Raw genomic sequence first — 18,905 nt, 5'->3', positions numbered from 1 at the left:
CCGGCTGACAGGGGCTTTTTCGTTGAGGCGCACAGACAGTGCGCAGCCTGGCCGCACGCGGGCAGCGTTTTTTCTGCATGGCGGCGATAGGGGAAACTCAATTGAAAACACTTCTTGCCTTGCTATGCTCCATCAGCAGGCACAGAGTGCTGACCGACGCTCTGCCCGAGAACGTCCGCCGCGCGGAGGTTCCCGAACAGATCGTTACACCGATACGTCCTCAATGGAGCTGGATCATGAGTGAGCAGAAGATCAATAACGCCGGCAAGTGCCCCGTCATGCACGGCGCCAACTCGACCAACGAAAAATCGCCGATGGCGTGGTGGCCGAATGCCCTCAATCTCGACATCCTCCACCAGCACGACAGCAAGACCAACCCGCTGCAGGGCTTCAACTACCGCGAAGAGGTGAAGAAGCTCGACGTCGCCGCGCTCAAGCGCGACCTCACCGCGCTGATGACCGAAAGCCAGGAATGGTGGCCGGCCGACTGGGGCCACTACGGCGGCCTGATGATCCGCATGGCTTGGCACGCGGCCGGCTCCTACCGGATCGCCGATGGGCGTGGCGGTGCCGGCACCGGTAACCAGCGCTTTGCGCCGCTCAACTCCTGGCCGGATAACGCCAACCTCGACAAGGCCCGCCGCCTGCTGTGGCCGATCAAGAAGAAGTACGGCAACCGTCTCAGCTGGGCTGACCTGCTGATTCTGGCCGGTAACGTCGCCTATGAGTCGATGGGCCTGAAGACCTACGGCTTCGCCTTCGGCCGCGAGGATATCTGGCACCCGGAAAAAGACATCTACTGGGGCTCCGAGAAGGAGTGGCTGGCCAAGAGCGGCAGCGAAGGCAGCCGCTACAGTGGCGAGCGCGACCTGGAAAACCCGCTGGCCGCAGTAATGATGGGCCTGATCTACGTCAACCCGGAAGGCGTGGACGGCAACCCCGATCCGCTCAAGACCGCCCATGACGTGCGCATCACCTTCGCCCGCATGGCGATGAACGATGAGGAAACCGTCGCCCTGACCGCCGGTGGTCACACCGTCGGCAAATGCCACGGCAACGGCAATGCCGCCAACCTCGGCCCGGCCCCGGAAGGCGCCGACATCGAGGAGCAGGGTCTTGGCTGGATGAACCACACGACCCGTGGCATCGGCCGCGACACCGTGACCAGCGGCATCGAAGGCGCCTGGACCACCAATCCGATCCAGTGGGACAACGGCTACTTCAAACTGCTCTTGGGTTATGAGTGGGAGCTGAAGAAGAGCCCGGCCGGCGCCTGGCAGTGGGAGCCGATCAACATCCGCGAGGAAGACAAGCCGGTGGATGTGGAAGATCCGAGCATCCGCTACAACCCGATCATGACCGATGCCGACATGGCCATGAAAATGGACCCGGAGTACCGCAAGATCTCCGAGCGTTTCGCCAATGATCAGGCCTACTTCTCCGAAGTCTTCGCGCGTGCCTGGTTCAAGCTGACCCACCGCGACATGGGCCCGAAGACCCGCTACATCGGCCCGGAAGTCCCGGCTGAGGATCTGATCTGGCAAGACCCGGTGCCGGCAGGCAATACCGGTTACGACGTGGCCGCTGTCAAGGCGAAGATCGCCGCCGCGGGCCTTTCGGTCAGCGAGCTGGTCAGCACCGCCTGGGACAGCGCCCGCACCTTCCGCGGCTCCGATTATCGCGGTGGTGCCAACGGTGCGCGCATCCGCCTGGCGCCGCAGAAGGACTGGGAAGGCAACGAGCCGGCCCGTCTGGCCAAGGTGCTGGCAGTGTATGACGCGATCGCCGCCGAAACCGGGGCCAGCGTCGCCGATGTGATCGTGCTGGGTGGTAACGTCGGCCTCGAGCAGGCCATCAAGGCGGCCGGGCTGGCGGTCGAGGTGCCGTTCGCACCGGGTCGTGGCGATGCCACCCAAGCGCAGACGGATGTCGAGTCCTTCGAGGTGCTCGAGCCGCTGGCCGATGGCTTCCGCAACTGGCTGAAGAAGGACTACGTGGTCCAGCCGGAAGAGCTGCTGCTCGACCGTGCCCAGCTGATGGGCTTGACCGCCGCAGAGATGACCGTGCTGATCGGCGGCCTGCGGGTGCTGGGCACCAACTACGGTGGCAGCGCGCATGGCGTATTCACCGACCGGGTTGGCGTGCTGAGCAACGACTTCTTCGTCAACCTGACCGACATGGCCTACAGCTGGAAGCCGACTGGGCGTAACAGCTACGCCATCGTCGAGCGCGCCAGCGGCGCCACCAAGTGGACCGCCACCCGCGTCGATCTGGTGCTGGGTTCCAACTCGATCCTGCGCGCTTACGCCGAGGTGTATGCCCAGGACGATAACCAGGAGAAGTTCGTCCGTGACTTTGTCGCGGCCTGGACCAAGGTGATGAACGCCGATCGCTTCGATCTGGCCTGATCACCCAGGCCACCCTGCCTCGTGCGGGGTGGTCGTCAGGGCTCATCCACAGCGCCGATACAGCAAGACTGTATCGGCGCTGTGCATTTATAGGCTGGTCTCAGCGCGGCGCAGGGCGCACGACCTGCAGCGCTTGGGCCAGACTGGCCGCCGATAGCTCCCCCAGATGGGTGCCGCGCAGACGTCCGTGCGCATCGTAGAACAAGGTGGTGGGCAGCGAGCGCGAGCCGGCCAGCGCGCCCAGGGCCGCCGAGGCATCAAACAGCAATCCATCCAGCGCCAGCCCCTGCGCACGCAGGTACGCCTGCACGGTCTCGGGCGCCTCGCCTTGATTGACGAACAGAAAACGCACCCCGGACTCCCGCTGCTGGGCCTGCGCGAGGACCGGCATCTCACGCCGGCACGGCGGGCACCAGGTGGCCCAGAGATTGATCACCAGCGGCTGGCCCTGCAAGGACTGCAGCTCGACCCCCTGCCCCTGTGCATCCCGCAAGGTAAGGGCCGGCAACTGCTGGCTGCGCTCCAGCGCCTGCAGCACTGCCGTGCCGCCACCCCAGATCCCCAGCCCGACCAGCAGCGCCAGCCCGAGCGGACGGCGCAGTGCCGCCGAGCGCCCGCCATAGCATGCCGCCGCCAGCACGCCGGGCCAGGGCGTGAAGCCCCCATCGCGCAGATCAAGGACCGCCCACCAGGGCTGTCCGCCAAAGTGCTCGCGGTATTCCCAGACAAACGCCGCCCGGGCCACCAGCAGCGCCAGCAGCCACAGACCGAACAGCAGGTTGTCAGGCGCCGGCAGCCCCTGACGGCGCGCCAGCCAGCTCGCCGCCACACTGGCCAGCAGCAGACTGACGATCAACAGCAGATGGGAGGTGGCCAGCACCAGCGGGCCAAGGGAAAGAGTGAGCATGGGGATATCCTGTCGCCGCGCCGGCCGCGCAGCACAGCCCCGGCGGGGCGCGATCCAGCGCGGCTGACCGGGCGCAGGGTAACCGGCGAGCCACTGGCAGGCCAGCAGAGCAGCAAGATCTGCGGGCCCATCGCAGCGCCCGTCAGTGTGCCTGCTCCCACTGGCGGGCATCGCGCAGGCTGGCGCTGGCCACATAGCGCGCCTGCCCACCGACCTCTTCCAGCTCGGTCAGCCCGGCCAGCTCGCGCACCACCCGGTAGCGTTTGCCCACCTGCTTGTCGTGCAGCGGATAGAGTTCGGCGAGCAGACGCGCCAGCTCGGTAATACTGGACATGGATACACCTGATTTTCAGCAAGGATGGCAGCTATTTACCGCCTCGCCATGACAATTTGACGATGCCGCTACCGCCGCAGGCGATACCCGCGATTTGCACTGCAACGCGCCTTGCGCCGATGATGAGCGGGCAGTGACGGACACCCCGCCTGCCCCTTCACCCCGTTGCCGAGGACTCTACCGTGACCTGCGACCATCGCCCGCTCGAAACCCTCCTGCATGACGCCATCCCGCTGACCCGCGCCATGGGGCTCAAGGTGCTCGGCTGGCAGGACCACGAACTGCGCCTGAGCGTGCCGCTGGCCCCGAACATCAACCACACCGGCAGCATGTTCGGCGGCAGCCTGTACAGCAGCGTGGTGCTGGCCGGCTGGGGCTGGCTGACACTGCGCCTGCGCGAGGCGGGCATCGAGGATGGGGTGATCGTCATCAAGGGCGGGCAGATCGACTACCCGCTGCCGGTCATCGCCGATGCGCAGGCGGTTTGCGCCGCGCCGCCCGAGGATGAATGGCGGCGCTTTGAGGCGCTGTACCGGCGCCGTGGTCTGGCGCGCCTGTATCTGGACAGCCGCATCGTCGATGCCGAGGGCGCCGTGGCGGTGACCTTGCGCGGCGAATACGTGCTGCAGCGTCAGGGCACGCCGGCCTGAATCAGTCGAGGGCGCGCGCCAGTTGCAGCAGCGCGCCTCGCCAGGCACAGGCGCTGGGCAAGGCAAGAAAATGCGGATTGAGGTGATCGCCAAGCGGCGGATAGCACAGCGGTTGCCCGGCCAGATCCAGCACCTCGCCTCCCGCGCCCTCCAGCACGCCTTGCGCCGCGGCGGTGTCCCACTGCGAGGTGAGTGCCAGCCGCGGATAGCAGTCGGCCTGGCCTTCCGCCAGCAGGCAGAATTTCAGCGAGCTGCCGACACTGCTGAGCTGCAGATCGCCAAAACGCTCGGCCAGCCCGCCGAGCAGGCGCTCCTGAGCGGGGCTGCTGTGGCGCCGGCTGGCCACCACGGTAAAGGCTTCCTCCGGCGCCAGACGCACGCGGATCGGCCGCACCGCACCCGCCTCAAGGCACCACGCACCGAGTCCGGCACCGCCGTAGTAGCACCGGCCCTGCGCCGGCACACCGACCACACCGAACACCACCCGCCCGTGCTCGATCAGTGCCACATTGACGGTGAACTCCGGGCTCCCGGCGATGAACTCCTTGGTGCCATCCAGCGGATCGACCAGCCACCAGCGCTGCCAGTGCTCGCGCACCGCCTGGCCAATCGCGCAATCCTCCTCGGACAAGAGATGCACCTCGGGCGCCAGCCGGGCCAGGCCGCTGGCCAGCAGACGATGGGCGGCCAGATCGGCGGCGGTCACCGGCGAAGCATCAGCCTTGAGGGTGATGTCCAGCGCGCCACGCCAGAACGGCAGGATCGCCTCGCCCGCCTGCTGCACCAGCTCAATGACCGCGGACAACCACGGATGCGGCAACGTATTCATGGCTGATACTCGCCGCGCTGGCTGAGCAGATCGCGCACCAGATAGAGCGCCGCCAGCGCACGCCCCTCGGTAAAGTTGTCGCTCAGCGCCAGCTGGCTCAGCTCGCGAAGATTCAGGCGCTCGACCCGGATCGGCTCCGGCTCATCACCGGGCAGCGACGAGGGGTACAGATCGCGCGCCAGCACCACCTGAATCCGCTGATTCATGTAGCCCGGCGACAGCGACAGCTCGGTGAGGTGCTCCAGGGTGCGGGCGGCAAAACCGGCCTCCTCCTGCAACTCGCGGTTGGCAGCGGCAAGGATATCCTCGCCCGGCTCGACCAGCCCCTTGGGCAGCGACAGCTCGTAACTGTCGGTGCCGCCACAGTACTCCTCGATCAGCAGCACCGTCTCGGCATCCTCCATCGCCACCACCATCACCGCGCCATAACCCATGCCGCGACTGACCAGCCGCTCGTAGGTGCGCTCGACACCGTTGGCAAAGCGCAACTGCAGCTCCTCGACCGTAAACAGACGGCTCTTGGCAACGATGGCGCGGGCAAGTACAGCGGGTTTCTGGCGCATAGATGGACTCCTCAGCATGGCCGACACGTTATCATAACGGACCTTTATTTCGACGCCCGGCGGCCGGTGGGCTGCCCCCAGAGCGAGCCCTCTCCCATGCCTACGCTGCCCTGGTCCCAGATCGATACCGTCCTGCTCGACATGGACGGCACCCTGCTCGATCTGCACTTTGACAACCAGTTCTGGCTGCACCATCTGCCACAACGCTACGCCGACAAGCACGCCATCACGCTGGATGCCGCACTGGCCGAACTGCTGCCGCTGTTCCAGCAACATGCTGGGCAGCTGAGCTGGTACTGCCTGGATTTCTGGACCCGCGAACTAGACCTGCCGGTGCGCGCCTTGAAGGACGAAATCGCCCACCTGATTGCCCTGCGCCCGGATGCTGACCGCTTCCTCGCCGCCCTGCGCGCCGCCGGCAAGCGCGTGGCGCTGATCACCAACGCGCACCGCGACTCGCTGTCGCTGAAGATGGAGCGCATCGAGCTCGCCCCCTACTTCGACCGGCTGATCAGCTCCCACGACTACGGCTTCCCCAAGGAGGATCAGCAGTTCTGGTTCGCCCTGCAGCAGGACTTCGGCTTTGATCCGGCGCGTAGCCTGTTCATCGACGACAGCCTGCCAATCCTGCGCAGCGCCCGCGACTACGGCATCGCCTACCTGCTCGGCGTGCGCCAGCCGGACAGCCGCGGCCCGCTGAAGAACACTGAGGAGTTTGCCGCCATCGAGCATTACCACACGCTGCTGGCAGACCTGGCGGGCGGCGAGGCCGAGAACGCAGCAGCGTCGTCATCGACGCTGAACCTCGGCGAAAATTAAAAACCTTCGCCGCCGATGGAACCGGCCAGCAGCGCCGCAGGTCAATGACAGGCAGCTTTTCTTGATGACCACGGAGTGACCTGTCATGAAATACCCTTCCCTGCTCCTGCTGGCCCTGAGCCTGTCCAGCGCCCCGGCGATGGCCGACGGTGATACCCGCAGCGCGATTACCGGCGCCCTGGGCGGCGTGCTGGGTTCGGTGGTCGGCCAGCAAATCGGCGGCAGTACCGGTGCCACCATCGGGGCCGGCGTCGGCGGCGCGGCCGCCGGTGCGGTCGGTGCCAATCGGGGCAGCCGTACCGAGGCGGCGATTGGCGGGGGCCTCGGCGGCGCCGGGGGTCAGGTGGTCGGTCGCCAGGTCGGCGGCAATACCGGCGGCCTGGTCGGTGCGGCTATCGGTGCTGCACTGGGCAGCGGCGTCGGCAACAACATTGGCGATCGCAACACCCGCGACGAGCAGCGCCGCGAATGGCGCGAAAACCGCCGGGCCCGCTACTGGCGTGACTGATCCTGCAGAAACCACAAGGGCACCCTCGGGTGCCCTTGTTTGTTGGCGCTACCGCAACCGGCCCGCTCAGAAGCGGTTGCGGATCACCACCTCATCAAAAGGCAGCTTGCCGATGCGCGGCTGGGCCGGAATCGCCGCCTTGCCGATCGCCAGCATCAGGCTGATGCAGTGATCACTCGGCAGGTTGATCAGCTCGGCCACCTTGTCAAAGTCAAAACCATCCATCGGGCAGCTGTCATAACCCATGCCACGGGCGGCCAGCATCAGGCTCTGCGCGGCGATGCCGCAGCTGCGCATCGCCTCGTCACGCTGTACCTGCGGCGCATCGCGGTAGTAGGCGTCGATGGCCGGCACGAGGAAATCACGCGCCGCCTGCGGTGCATCAGCCCAGACCCGCGCAGCCTGCTTCTGCCAGCTGGCCAGGTCAGCGCACAGCACCACCAGCAGGCTGGCATCGGTGACCTGGGCCTGATCCCAGGCCAGGGTGCGAATCTCGCGGCGCAGAGCCGGCTCCTCGACCACGACAAAGCGCCAGTGCTGCAGGTTGAAGGCGGTCGGCGACAGCAGCGCCAGCTCCAGCAGCTCGCGCTGCTCAGCCTCGCTCATCACATGGCTGGCATCGTAATGCTTGACCGCACGGCGGCTGCGCAGGGCTTCAAGGGTATCCATGACTTTCTCCTTACGGGGAACAGAATGACAGAAGCCGCCCAAAGGCGGCTTCTGCAGACAGCGCGGTTCGCTTACAGCTGCGGACCGGCCTGACGGATGGCCTCGGAAACCTCGAACTTCTCGAAGTTCTCGATGAACAGCTTGGCCAGGGCGCGGGCCGCCTTGTCGTACTCGGCGCCGTCCGCCCAGGTGTTGCGCGGGTTGAGCAGCTGGCTGTCCACGCCCTCGACAGCCTTCGGCACGTCCAGGTTGATGATCGGCAGGTGCTCGGTCTCGGCACCGACCAGCGCACCGCTCTGGATCGCGGCGATCACGGCGCGGGTGGTCGGGATGCTGAAGCGCTTGCCGACGCCATAGCCACCGCCGGTCCAGCCGGTGTTGACCAGGTAGACCTTGGAGCCGAAGGCCTTGATGCGCTTGATCAGCAGTTCAGCGTACTCGCCAGCCGGACGCGGGAAGAACGGCGCACCGAAGCAGGTGGAGAAGGTCGACTTGATACCGCTGCCGCTGCCCATCTCGGTGGAACCGACCAGCGCGGTGTAGCCGGACAGGAAGTGGTAGGCCGCCTGCTCGTTGTTGAGGATCGACACCGGCGGCAATACGCCAGTCAGGTCGCAGGTCAGGAAGATCACCGCGTTCGGCTCACCGCCGAGGTTCTTCTCGGAGCGCTTCTCGACGTGGGTCAGCGGGTAGGCGGCACGGCTGTTCTGGGTCAGGCTGGCATCGGCGTAATCCGGCTGACGGGTGCGCTCGTCGAGCACCACGTTCTCCAGTACGGCGCCGAACTGGATGGCCTTCCAGATCACCGGCTCGTTCTTCTCCGAGAGGTCGATGCACTTGGCGTAGCAGCCGCCCTCGATGTTGAACACCACGCCCTCGCCCCAGCCGTGCTCGTCGTCGCCGATCAGGTAGCGGCTTTCGTCCGCGGACAGGGTGGTCTTGCCGGTGCCGGACAGACCGAAGAACAGGGTAACGTCGCCTTCTTCACCGATGTTGGCCGCGCAGTGCATCGGCAGCACGTCGGCTTCCGGCAGCAGGAAGTTCTGTACCGAGAACATCGACTTCTTCATCTCGCCGGCGTAGCGCATGCCGGCGATCAGCACCTTCTTCTGCTCGAAGTTGATGATCACGCAGCCGTCGGAGTTGGTGCCATCACGCTCCGGCTCGCAGACGAAGGACGGCACGTTGAGGATGCGCCACTCGCCCTTGCCGGCCGGGTTGAAGGTGTCCGGGGTGATGAACAGGCAGCGACCGAACAGGTTGTGCCAGGCGGTCTCGGTGGTCATCTTGACCGGCAGGTAGTGCGCCTCGGCGGAGCCGACGTGCACATGGGAGATGAAGTGCTCGCGCTCACCGATGTAGGCCTCAACGCGCTCCCACAGGGCATCGAACTTGTCGGCCGGGAACGGACGATTGATCTTGCCCCAAGCGATCTTCGCCTCGGTGCTCGGCTCCTGCACGATGAAGCGATCCATCGGCGAGCGGCCGGTACGATGGCCGGTACGCACGACCAGCGAGCCGTTGGCAGCGAGTTCACCCTCGCCACGGCGGATAGCCTGCTCGATCAGTTCGGCAATGCTGATGTCGGTGTACACGGCAGTGTTGGCTTGCGTCATGTGGTCCCCGTCGGCCCGCGGCCGGGTGCTCTATCTATACGATTTGTAGCCAGCGGCCAGGCCGACTACAGCGAGAAAAAGTGCGCGCGATTATGCCAGAAAGCACCGCAAGGGTGCAGGCAATCAGTGCCGGGTCGGTGACGGCGCGCCGCTGCCACCACCGGCGAACAATTGGGTGACGTCCGCTGCATCGAATTGGTAACGCGCATTGCAGAACTGGCAGTCGATTTCCACCTTACCGCCGCGCTCCTCCAGGAGTGCCAGCGCATCCGCCTCGCCCAGACTGACCAGCGCCCCGGCCGAGCGTTCCCGCGAGCAGCTGCAGGCAAAGCGCAGCGGCTGGGGCTCGAACAGGCGCAGCTCCTCCTGATGGTAGAGGCGGTGCAGCAGGGTCTGGTTATCCAGCGCCAGCAGCTCCTCGGTGCTCAGGGTATCGGCCAGGGTGACCAGATGCTCCCAGCTGGCGCTGCGCGCCTCGCTGTCGGTCAACCGGTCAGCGGGCAGTTGCTGCAAGAGCAGGCCACGGGCGCGCCGGCTGTCGGCGCGCAGCCAGAAGCGGCTGGGCAGCTGCTGGGAGAGGGCAAAGTATTCGGAGAAGCAGGCCGAGAGGCTGTCGCCATCCAGGCTGACGATCCCCTGATAGCGCTGCCCTTCGCGCGGATCGATGGTCATCGCCAGCACGCCTTCGGGCATCAGCTCACGCAGGCCCGCATCGGCGGCGATCTGCTCGGCTTCATAGCGGGCGATGCCACGCACCTCGCGCTCGCTGGAAATCTCCACCATCAGCAGCGGCACCGCGCCCGAGGAGCGCGCCTGCAGCACCAGCAGGCCGTCGAACTTGAGGATGTCCCCCAAGAGCGCCGCCGCGGCCAGCATCTCGCCCAGCAGGCGGGCAACCGGCTCCGGGTAGGCGTGCTTGGCCAGCACCTCGGCATAGCTGCGGTCGAGTTCGACCATCTCGCCACGCACGTCGTTGTCATCGAAAAGGAAGCGCTGGGTGAAATCGGACATGCCTGCTCGCTCAAAAGCCCATGGGGACCATAAAGGTCGCGATTCTAGGCATAAATGCAGGCGCGACCAAGACTCGCGCACCTATCGGATGACAAGAGGCGCTCTATCGGGCGCCACTCAATGTCCGTCGCGGAACTGATGGATCTGCCGGCGCTGCTTCTTGTTCGGCCGCCCGTCGGTCTGCAGCCCCAGCGCGCCGGCGCGGCGCAGCTCGGCGGCTTGCTCGCGCCGCGCCAGACTGTCGGGCGTTTCCGTGTAGAGTTGCTGCGCCTCCGACGCGCCGCGGCGCACCGCAGACAGCGCCTGCACGATCACCACCCGCTCATCAAAGCCGCAGCGGATCTGCAGCTCATCCCCCACTTTGGGTTCACGCGAGGGTTTGCAGCGTTCGCCCCGACAATGCACCTTGCCACTGTCGATCGCCTCGCGGGCCAGCGCGCGGGTCTTGAAGAACCGTGCCGCCCACAACCACTTGTCCAGGCGGATCCGCTCGCGCTCATCTGCTGCTTCTGTCTGTCTGCCCATGCCTGTTCTGCGTCCTGTGTGGTGGGCCGATACCCCGGCGTACCGGCCATCGAATGCGTGTCATATTATGCTGGCATACCGGGCAGCCAGCGGATGCGCCCGCTTTTTCGGAACTTCTGACGTGCAGCGTTTCGCCCAACCGGCCCTGGTCGGCCTCATCGAATGGATCGCCCTGCCAGCGCTGGGCATCACCGCGCTGCGCGCCAAGATCGATACCGGCGCCCACACGGCGACGCTGCATGCCAGCGACTTCCAGCCCTTCGAGCGCGAGGGGCAGGCCTGGCTGCGCTTCACCGCCTACACCGGCAGCCGTCGCCGGCCAAGGACGCAGACCTGCGAGGCACCGCTGGTGGGCCTTCGCGACATCCGCAGCGCCACTGGACAGCTGCAACGCCGCTACGTAATTTGCACCCCGATGGTGCTCGGCCCGCGCTGCTGGCCGGTGGAAATCAGCCTGACCTGCCGCCGCGAGATGCGCTACCGGGCCCTGATCGGCGCCCGTGCCCTGATCGACGGTCATCTGCAGGTCGATCCCTCCCTCTCCTACCTCCAGGGCCGGCCCCAGCTGCCTGCGCCCACAACCCCCTCAGGTGTCCGATGAAGATCGCCGTGCTGTCGCGCAACCCGCGCCTGTATTCCACCCGCCGCCTGGTCGAGGCGGGTCGCGCCCGCGGGCACGAGATGCAGGTGATCGACACCCTGCGCGCCTACATGAACATCGCCAGCCACAAGCCGCAGATCCACTACCGTGGCCAGGCGCTGGAGGGCTTCGACGCGGTGATCCCGCGCATCGGCGCCTCGGTGACCTTCTACGGCTGCGCGGTGCTGCGCCAGTTCGAGATGATGGGCGTGTTCCCGCTCAACGAGTCGGTGGCGATCAGCCGCTCGCGGGACAAGCTGCGCTCGCTGCAGCTCTTGTCGCGCAAGGGCATCGGCCTGCCGGTGACCGGCTTCGCCCACTCGCCGGACGACATCCCCGACCTGATCGACATGGTCGGCGGCGCGCCGCTGGTGATCAAGGTGCTGGAGGGCACCCAGGGCATCGGCGTGGTGCTCTGCGAGACACACAAGGCTGCCGAGTCGGTGATCGAGGCATTCATGGGCCTCAAGCAGAACATCATGGTTCAGGAATACATCAAGGAGGCTGGCGGCGCCGACATCCGCTGCTTTGTGGTCGGCAACAAGGTGATCGCCTCGATGAAGCGCCAGGCCAAGCCCGGCGAGTTCCGCTCCAACCTGCACCGCGGAGGCAGTGCCAGCCTGATCAAGATCACCCCCGAGGAGCGCATGACCGCGCTGCGCGCCGCCAAGGCGATGGGGCTGGGCGTTGCCGGGGTCGATATCCTGCGCTCCAATCACGGCCCGCTGGTGATGGAGGTCAACTCCTCCCCCGGCCTTGAGGGCATCGAGACCACCACCGGGCAGGATGTCGCCGACATCATCATCCAGCACATCGAAGAACACGCCCGCCCGCACCAGACCCGTACCAAAGGCCGGGGCTGAGGCGGCGGGTCATGTCGCCTCGCGCGGCAGCAGCAGGCCCAGCGGCAGACGCACCCGCGCCTCCACGCCACCACCGGCGCGGTTGCGCAGCTCGACGCTACCGCCATGCTGGGCGGCGATGCGCTTGACGATCGCCAGCCCAAGGCCAGTGCCCTTGCTGCTGCGCGCCCGATCAGCGCGGATGAACGGGTTGAAGATGTTTTCCAGATCGGCCGGATCAATGCCCGGCCCGCGATCCAGCACGCTCAGCACCACATAGGGCGAGGCCGTGCCGCCGCAAAGGCTGGAACTGACCTCCACGCCACTGCCACCGTGGCGCAGGGCGTTCTCCATCAGGTTGGCCAACAGGCGCTTGAACGACACCCGGCGCAGCGGAATCGCCGGCAGCGCTTCCAGGCACAGCCGCACCCGCTCTTCGCTCTGATTGAGCGGCGCGGCCACTTCGCGGACCAGCTCATTGAGGTCGAGGGTTTCCAGCGGCTCGTCGCGCCCGTCGCGGATAAAGGCCAGGAACTGGTCGAGAATCGCGTCCATGTCCTCGATGTCGCGGACCATGTCCTCGGTCAGCTCGTTGTCGCTGTCCAGCAGCTCCAGCGACAGGCGCAGGCGGGTCAGTGGGGTACGCAGATCGTGGGAAACCCCGGCCAGCATCAGCTCGCGCTCACGGGCGGCCTGTTCGACATCCTCGGCCATCTGGTTGAAGGCGCGGTACAGCTCGGCCATTTCGCTCGGCGTATCACCGACCGGCAGCCGCACGCTGCGCCCGCGCCCGATCTGCCGGGCGGCAAACACCAGCCGCTTGAGCGGCAGGCTCAGCAGCCGCACGAAGATCCACGCCGCCGCAGTCGACAGCAGGCCGATGGCCAGGAACCAGCCCAGCACACTGCCGATGCGCTGCACCTTGAGGGGGTTGGGATACAGCGGCACCTCGACCCAGTCCGGGCCGAGCGCGGGCGCCAGCACCCAGAGGCGCGGCGTGCGGGCGGCGCGCATGCGCAGCTCAGTATCCTCGCCGAGCTCCTGACGCATCTGCGCCTCGAAAACTTCAGTGTAGGGCCAGTGATGCTCACCCGCCGGCACCTGCTCGGCCCCCAGCTGACGCAGGCCGGTGGCCTGGGCAATCGCCGGGCGCGACTCCGGCGGCGCCGCCCAGTAGGCGCGCAGGGTCAGGGCGGTGCCGTGGCTGTACTGTCGATCGACCAGCATGTCCTCGTTCATCAGCAGGTAGACCAGGGTCAGCACCTTGGAGAACAGCACCACCATCAACACCAGCCAGAGCGTGCGGGCGAACACGCTCTGCGGGAACCAGGCCGGGGTCTTCACTTGCGGGCACTGCCATCCGGGACGAACACATAGCCGACGCCCCATACCGTCTGGATGTAGCGCGGCTTGGACGGGTCCGGCTCGATCAGCCGGCGCAGGCGGGAGATCTGCACATCGATCGAGCGCTCCAGCGCATCCCACTCGCGTCCGCGCGCCAAGCTCATCAGCTTGTCACGGGTCAGCGGCTCGCGGGCGTGCTGGACCAGCGCCTTGAGCACGGCGAACTCGCCGGTGGTCAGCATGTGTACCTCGCCGCCGCGCTTGAGCTCGCGGGTACCCAAATTCAGCTCGTAATCGCCGAAGGTGACCGTTTCCTCCTCGCTGCCCGGCGCCCCCGGCACCACCGGTTGCTGGCGGCGCAGCACCGCCTTGATCCGCGCCAAGAGCTCACGCGGGTTGAAGGGCTTGGCCAGGTAATCGTCGGCACCGACCTCAAGGCCCTGAATGCGGCTGTGCTCATCGCCCTTGGCGGTCAGCATGATGATCGGCACCTGATTATTGCCCTCGCGCAGGCGCTGGCAGGCCGACAGGCCGTCCTCGCCGGGCATCATCAGGTCCAGCACCACCAGATTGAACAGCTCGCGGGCCAGCAGGCGGTCCATCTGCTCGACGTTCTCCACCGTGCGCACCCGGTAGCCTTCCTCGTCGAGAAAGCGCTCAAGCAGACGACGCAGGCGGACATCGTCATCGACGATCAGGATCTTTTCGCCTTCCGGCGCGGTGCTGGCGGTGCTGTGCATGGTAATCCCCTTGTGAATGCGCCGATTATGGCCCAGCGCTGCCGGGCCATCGGCCAGCCATTGTTAGCAGATTTTACGCCTGTCGCGCTCAGCGGAACTCGCTGTAGGGGGTCAGCAGTTCGGCGCCCAGCGGCAGCGCCCCTTGCCAGGGCTCGAACAGATAGCGCAGCTGCAACTGCAGGTAGCTGGGGGCGTAGTCCTCGCTCTGCTGCCAGTTGAAGCTGCCGCCGAGCAGCCAGTGATCGCTCAGGCGCCGCTCCAGCAAGGTGGTGAAGCGGTAGGACCAGGCGCGGCCACTCTCCCCCGGGTTGAGGTCGAAGTCGGCGGCGGGCGGTGCCAGCAGCAGGCCATCGATCAGGCCGCGCAGCGGATAGTCACGACTGGCGGCGCTGCGCGACCACGAGGCGCCCAGCGCGCCGTCCAGCTGCACTGACCAGTTGGCACTGCGCCAGGCCTGACTGAGCGACAGGCTGAGGGAGTTGTAACGCTGCGGGCTGTAGTAGCCGCCCTGCCCGAGGGTATAGCCGCCCAGGTCGCGCTCATAACGCCAGTGCATGGCGGTCAGCCCGAGACGCAGGCGCTGGTTGACCTGCTCGTTGAGCCGATAGTAATACCCGGCCATGAGCCGGGTACGGCGGTTGTCGGCCACCTGCTCGCCCTCTAGCCAGTGCTGGCCGATGTTGGCCCAGAAGCCGTGATCACCGCCCTGATCGTAACTGAGCCCCAGCGTCATGCCGGTCGCGGTCACCGCGCCCCAGCGGATACCGGTACGTGGATCGCGGGCGCCGGCGTAGGAGAGCAGCGAGTTGGCCAGCGGCCGGCGCGAGGTGGTCAGGGTCCAGCCCAGCGTGCCCCAGTCCCCGGAGCGACTCACCCCGCCGAGCCAGTTGCCGAGGGCAAAGCCCTGCGGACTGCGCCCCAGATCGACCGACCAGCGCGCATCGCTCCAACCGAGCGCCAGCGTCGTGCCGCGCGCCTGCTCACGGGTGATCGGGCAGCCGGGCAGCCCCGGCAGCGCACAGGTGCCGAACAGCTCACGGTGCAGGCCGTCAGCCTCGGCGGCAAAACGCCCGGCATCCAGCACGATGTCCTCGGCGCGCAGGAAGGCGCGCCCGCCGCTCAGCGGCCACTCCAGTTGCAGCAGACGCAGATCCTGCTGCAGATCCGAGATACCGCCGGTGACCTCATCGGTGCGCCAGGCATATTCCTGCTGCAGGCGCAGGGTCGGATTCTGCCGCTGATAGAGCGCCGCCGCCTCGGCGCGCAGGCTGCTGCGCAGCCAGTCGTCCTCGGCCTCGGGCCGGGTGGCGCGGGTCAGCGCGCGGTCATCGCGGAGGCGCTCGGCGGATGCTGCCGGCAGCACACCGGCGTCCTGCAGACCGCGGGCGTAGAGGTCCAGCGCCTGCTGCGGGGCCTTGTCCGCCTTGAGACGCGCGGCATCGCGCCATAGCTGCGGCTCGCCTTCTTCACTTTGCAGTGACTCGATCAGCGGCAAGGCCTTGTCCGCCTCCCCGAGCGCCAGCCAGGCCTCGGCACTGCGCCGGCGCAGCGCCACGGCGGTTGCCGGCAACTCCGGCAAGGCGTCCAGCGCCTGGCGCGCCTGCTGACGCTGCCCGGCCGCCAGTTGCTGCTCGAAACGGTCCAGCAAGGCGCCAGCCCGGGTCAGCAGCTGGCGCTCGGCCAGCCGCTCATCGAGCGCCTGCATGTCGGCGCTCCACGCCGTGCGGGGAATCTGCTGCAGACTGGCCCGCGCCTCATCGTCACGGGTCTGCGCCGACAGGTACAGGGCATGGGCATAGCGCGCCGCCGGCAGCTGCCCCTGCCGCTGCAGCAGATCGGCAAACAGCGGCTCCGCCTCGGCCCCGCGCCCCAGCGCCAGCAGGCGGTCGCTCAGGCGATAGGTCAGCCAGGGATTGTCCGGCTTCAGCGCCCGGGCGCGGCTCAGCACCTGCACCTCGGCGGCCGTCTCGCCCCGCGCCTGCAGGGCATCAGCCTCCTTGAGCAGCACCTCGACCCGCAGGTCGCGCAGGGCGTCCGCAAAGGGCTGGCGCAGCCGTTCGGGCAGCCCCTCGAGGAAGGCCAGCGCCCGCTCGGGGGACTGCGCCTGATACAGACGCAACCAGCCGCGCAGCACATCGCCATCCTCAGGCGCCAGGCTGCGGGCCTGACGCAGCAGGCGCTCGGCCCCCGGGTAGTCCTGCTGCAGGATCAGTACATTGGCCTGCCCGACCCAAGCGGCGCTCTCCTGCGGCTGCAACGCGCGCGCCTTGGCATACAACCGGCGCGCCGGCTCCAACGCCTGCTGAGCCAGTTGCTGCTCGGCCTGTCCGATCAAGCCCCAGTAACGGGCCACCTCCTGCAGCGAATACCAGCGGCTGAGCCGGTCGAGGTTCTGCTCGCTCTGGCGCGCCACGGCAAAGGCCCGCTGCGCCTCCTCATGACGCCCCACGCGCATCAGCGCCAGCCCCAGCGCACCCTGCACCGCCGCCTCGCGCGGTAGCCGGCGGACGGCCGGCTGCAACGCGGCCAGGGCCGCCTCGGGGTTGTCCTGCTCCAGCAGCGCTTCGCCGCGCAGCAGCGCCTGCCAGGCCGGATCTGCCAGCCGCTGGCGGACCCGCTCCTGCTCCTGACGCGCCTCTTCCTTGAGGGGCGAGTCCGGGTAGCGGTGCATGAATGTCCCCCAGCGCAGCCCGGCTGCGGCGCTCAGCGACTGCTCCTGCAGGTATTGGAACTCGCGCTCGGCCGCCGCCAGCCGGGCCTGGGGATGCTCGGCCAGCGCCTGCAGCTGATCCAGCGCCTCACGCTCGCGGCCTTCGGCAAACAGCAGATCGGCCAGCCGCAGCCGCAGGGTCGGCTGCTGCGGATACTCGGCGACCAGCGCCTGCAGCCCCGCCAGCACGGCGGGGCGTTGCCCGTCCAGCCGATCGCGCAGCCGCCAGTACTCCAGCGCCAGCTCGATACCCGGCCAGTGACCGGTAAACAGCGCCTCCAGCGCCGCCAGCGCCTGTGCCGGGTCCTCCTCGGCCTGCTGGCGGATCGCCATCAGCTGCGCGCGCCCGGCCTCGCTGGCCAGTTGCAGCTGCAGCCGGGCGGACTGCCAGAGTGGCGAGCCGGGTGCGCTTTGCTCCAGCTGCTCCAGCCACTGCGCGGCGGTCTCGGGCTGATCCTGACGCAGCGCCTGGCGCAGTCGGGCAGCCATGACCTCGGGATGCTGCGGGTCGAACTGCTGCAGCCGCGCCAGCGCGCTGTCCAGAAGATCATCACGGCCCAGCGACTCGGCCAGACGTATCTGCCCGAGCAGCCAGGCTTGTGGATCGGCCTGGGCGCTCGCCGGCGGGGTCTGGGCCAGCGTCAGGACCGGGTAGAGCGCCATGCCGCACAGCAGGGTTCTCAGTCGGGGCATGATCCCTCCTGCCAGGCAGGCAGCAGCCGGCCCCGGGCATCGAAGCGGTACCAGCCCTGATCCCAGCCCTCACCGAACAGGCGCAGCATCTGCCCGTAATAGGCCGTCGGCTCCGGCGCGTGCTGCGCCAGGCGCTGACGCTGCACGCTCAGCGCGGCGGGTGCCTGAGCGGCCAAGAGCGGCAGCAATGCGGCGGAGAAGCCGGCCGGCCCCTGCCCTTGCGCCTGCCCGGTGGCGGCGTCGATCCGCCCAGGCGGCGCACCGCGCTGGGCGGTGAGGCGGGCCATCGGCGCGACATGAGCCAGCAGCGCGGCGCGCTCCGGGGCATCCGTTGCCAGCATGCCCAGCCACAGGTAGACGCGGATCGCATCGTAATCGCCCTCGTGGCCGTATTCGGGATCGGCCGCCGGCTGCCCGCTCCTTTGCCAGAGCAACCAGTCCGGGGCCAGACCGCGCGGGGCGCTGCGGCGCAGCAGCTGATAGGTATTGGCCTCCAACTCCGCCCAGATGCGGCTCTCCTCGGCAAAACGGGCCAGCAGCTGCGGCGGCAGATAGCTGGGATTCAGTCGCCAGCCCTGCGCCGATTCAAAGCCGATATCCCCCGGCAGCAGCATCAGCCCCAGCCCCGGCAGCACCCGCAGGGTCTGCGCGGCGCTGCGCCAGAGCAGCTCAAGACCGAGGCGGCGGTAGTCCTCCCGCCGCCAGAGACGCCCGGCCTCCAGCAGGCTGTAGGCGATCCACAGATCGGAGTCGCTGGCATTGTTGGCGTCCAGCACCTGCCAGCGACCGCTATCTGCGCGCCCCCACAGCCAGGCGGGCAGGCGGCGGGTCAGGTCGCCCTCGGCTAGGTTGTTCTGCGTCCAGCTCAGCACACGAGCGAAGCTCGCCGGATCGTTGGCCACCAGCGCGAAGAACAGCCCGTAGGACTGCCCCTCGGAGGTGGTGATCTGGCGCGGTGAGGATGGATCGATCATCCGCCCGTCTTCACTGAGCAGGTGGGTCTGCACCTGGCTCCAGGCCGGCCAGCGGCAGCTCGCCGCCTCCGCCTGCGCCAGGGTGAGCAGGGTCAAGATCATCAGCCACAGTCTGCGCATGAA

At 67.6% G+C, this 18,905-nt stretch carries 18 protein-coding genes; 6 read left to right on the top strand and 12 right to left on the bottom strand.

Annotated features, from left to right (window positions below; all coding sequences use genetic code 11):
* Nucleotides 1-236: 236 nt before the first annotated feature.
* Nucleotides 237-2,408 carry a catalase/peroxidase HPI gene (gene katG, locus MXC11_RS06705; RefSeq protein WP_250006854.1) on the top strand — a complete coding sequence of 724 codons (2,172 nt, stop codon included), beginning with the start codon at nt 237-239 and terminating at the stop codon, nt 2,406-2,408.
* A 100-nt stretch (nt 2,409-2,508) separates the two neighbouring features.
* Here the strand turns inward: katG and MXC11_RS06700 are convergent, their stop codons facing one another.
* Together MXC11_RS06700 and MXC11_RS06695 are read right to left on the bottom strand one after the other, a co-directional pair.
* The gene (locus MXC11_RS06700) at nt 2,509-3,315 is read right to left on the bottom strand and encodes a TlpA family protein disulfide reductase (protein ID WP_250006852.1); all 807 of its coding nucleotides are present in this window, start codon (nt 3,313-3,315) and stop codon (nt 2,509-2,511) included.
* A gap of 142 nt (nt 3,316-3,457) precedes the next feature.
* Complete coding sequence (locus MXC11_RS06695; protein WP_250006850.1) at nt 3,458-3,649, bottom strand: hypothetical protein; 192 nt, start codon at nt 3,647-3,649, stop codon at nt 3,458-3,460.
* A gap of 182 nt (nt 3,650-3,831) precedes the next feature.
* Between MXC11_RS06695 and MXC11_RS06690 the strand changes: the two genes are divergently transcribed.
* Nucleotides 3,832-4,299 carry a YiiD C-terminal domain-containing protein gene (locus MXC11_RS06690; protein WP_250006848.1) on the top strand — a complete coding sequence of 156 codons (468 nt, stop codon included), beginning with the start codon at nt 3,832-3,834 and terminating at the stop codon, nt 4,297-4,299.
* A 1-nt stretch (nt 4,300) separates the two neighbouring features.
* Here MXC11_RS06690 and cysQ read toward each other — a convergent pair whose 3' ends face one another.
* Together cysQ and nudE are read right to left on the bottom strand one after the other, a co-directional pair.
* Entirely contained in the window at nt 4,301-5,128 is an 828-nt protein-coding gene (gene cysQ / locus MXC11_RS06685; RefSeq protein ID WP_250006846.1) for a 3'(2'),5'-bisphosphate nucleotidase CysQ, read from the bottom strand.
* Nucleotides 5,125-5,691 (bottom strand): ADP compounds hydrolase NudE, encoded by a 567-nt coding sequence (nudE, locus tag MXC11_RS06680; protein ID WP_250006845.1) that lies wholly within the window; start codon nt 5,689-5,691, stop codon nt 5,125-5,127. Before nudE ends, cysQ begins: the two co-directional genes overlap by 4 nt.
* Nucleotides 5,692-5,787: 96 nt before the next feature.
* Between nudE and yrfG the strand changes: the two genes are divergently transcribed.
* Both yrfG and MXC11_RS06670 read left to right on the top strand, forming a co-directional pair.
* Nucleotides 5,788-6,510: a GMP/IMP nucleotidase gene (gene yrfG, locus MXC11_RS06675; protein WP_250006843.1), complete on the top strand. Its 723-nt coding sequence runs from the start codon at nt 5,788-5,790 to the stop codon at nt 6,508-6,510.
* Between the two features lie 85 nt (nt 6,511-6,595).
* Nucleotides 6,596-7,018, top strand: coding sequence for a hypothetical protein (locus tag MXC11_RS06670; RefSeq protein WP_250006841.1), 423 nt, complete (start codon nt 6,596-6,598; stop codon nt 7,016-7,018).
* 66 nt (nt 7,019-7,084) lie between these two features.
* Here the strand turns inward: MXC11_RS06670 and MXC11_RS06665 are convergent, their stop codons facing one another.
* The 4 genes from MXC11_RS06665 to MXC11_RS06650 form a co-directional block, all read right to left on the bottom strand.
* Nucleotides 7,085-7,687: a nitroreductase family protein gene (locus MXC11_RS06665; RefSeq protein WP_250006839.1), complete on the bottom strand. Its 603-nt coding sequence runs from the start codon at nt 7,685-7,687 to the stop codon at nt 7,085-7,087.
* A gap of 71 nt (nt 7,688-7,758) precedes the next feature.
* Complete coding sequence (locus tag MXC11_RS06660; RefSeq protein WP_250006837.1) at nt 7,759-9,303, bottom strand: phosphoenolpyruvate carboxykinase; 1,545 nt, start codon at nt 9,301-9,303, stop codon at nt 7,759-7,761.
* A gap of 123 nt (nt 9,304-9,426) precedes the next feature.
* A complete protein-coding gene (hslO, locus tag MXC11_RS06655) occupies nt 9,427-10,314 on the bottom strand; it encodes an Hsp33 family molecular chaperone HslO (RefSeq protein WP_250006835.1) in 888 nt (295 codons plus the stop codon).
* 117 nt (nt 10,315-10,431) lie between these two features.
* Nucleotides 10,432-10,839 carry an RNA-binding S4 domain-containing protein gene (locus MXC11_RS06650; protein ID WP_250006833.1) on the bottom strand — a complete coding sequence of 136 codons (408 nt, stop codon included), beginning with the start codon at nt 10,837-10,839 and terminating at the stop codon, nt 10,432-10,434.
* Nucleotides 10,840-10,960: 121 nt separating this feature from the next.
* Here MXC11_RS06650 and MXC11_RS06645 point away from each other — a divergent pair, with 121 nt between their 5' ends.
* Nucleotides 10,961-11,440, top strand: a complete 480-nt coding sequence (locus MXC11_RS06645) for an ATP-dependent zinc protease family protein (protein ID WP_250006831.1) — start codon at nt 10,961-10,963, stop codon at nt 11,438-11,440.
* Nucleotides 11,437-12,342: a 30S ribosomal protein S6--L-glutamate ligase gene (gene rimK / locus MXC11_RS06640; protein ID WP_250006829.1), complete on the top strand. Its 906-nt coding sequence runs from the start codon at nt 11,437-11,439 to the stop codon at nt 12,340-12,342. Before MXC11_RS06645 ends, rimK begins: the two co-directional genes overlap by 4 nt.
* 9 nt (nt 12,343-12,351) lie before the next feature.
* Here the strand turns inward: rimK and MXC11_RS06635 are convergent, their stop codons facing one another.
* From MXC11_RS06635 to bcsZ, 4 genes are all read right to left on the bottom strand, one after another.
* Complete coding sequence (locus MXC11_RS06635; protein WP_250006827.1) at nt 12,352-13,665, bottom strand: ATP-binding protein; 1,314 nt, start codon at nt 13,663-13,665, stop codon at nt 12,352-12,354.
* Nucleotides 13,662-14,405, bottom strand: coding sequence for an osmolarity response regulator transcription factor OmpR (ompR, locus tag MXC11_RS06630; protein WP_250006825.1), 744 nt, complete (start codon nt 14,403-14,405; stop codon nt 13,662-13,664). The genes MXC11_RS06635 and ompR overlap by 4 nt, the downstream gene beginning before the upstream one ends.
* Nucleotides 14,406-14,493: 88 nt before the next feature.
* Nucleotides 14,494-17,808, bottom strand: coding sequence for a cellulose synthase subunit BcsC-related outer membrane protein (locus MXC11_RS06625; RefSeq protein WP_250006816.1), 3,315 nt, complete (start codon nt 17,806-17,808; stop codon nt 14,494-14,496).
* Nucleotides 17,796-18,902 (bottom strand): cellulose synthase complex periplasmic endoglucanase BcsZ, encoded by a 1,107-nt coding sequence (gene bcsZ / locus MXC11_RS06620; protein ID WP_250006814.1) that lies wholly within the window; start codon nt 18,900-18,902, stop codon nt 17,796-17,798. Before bcsZ ends, MXC11_RS06625 begins: the two co-directional genes overlap by 13 nt.
* Between the last annotated feature and the right edge of the window lie 3 nt (nt 18,903-18,905).

It is taken from the genome of Pseudomonas eutrophicaquae, from assembly GCF_023544715.1.
GTDB lineage: Bacteria > Pseudomonadota > Gammaproteobacteria > Pseudomonadales > Pseudomonadaceae > Geopseudomonas.
This window is presented reverse-complemented; position numbering and strand designations above follow the sequence as displayed.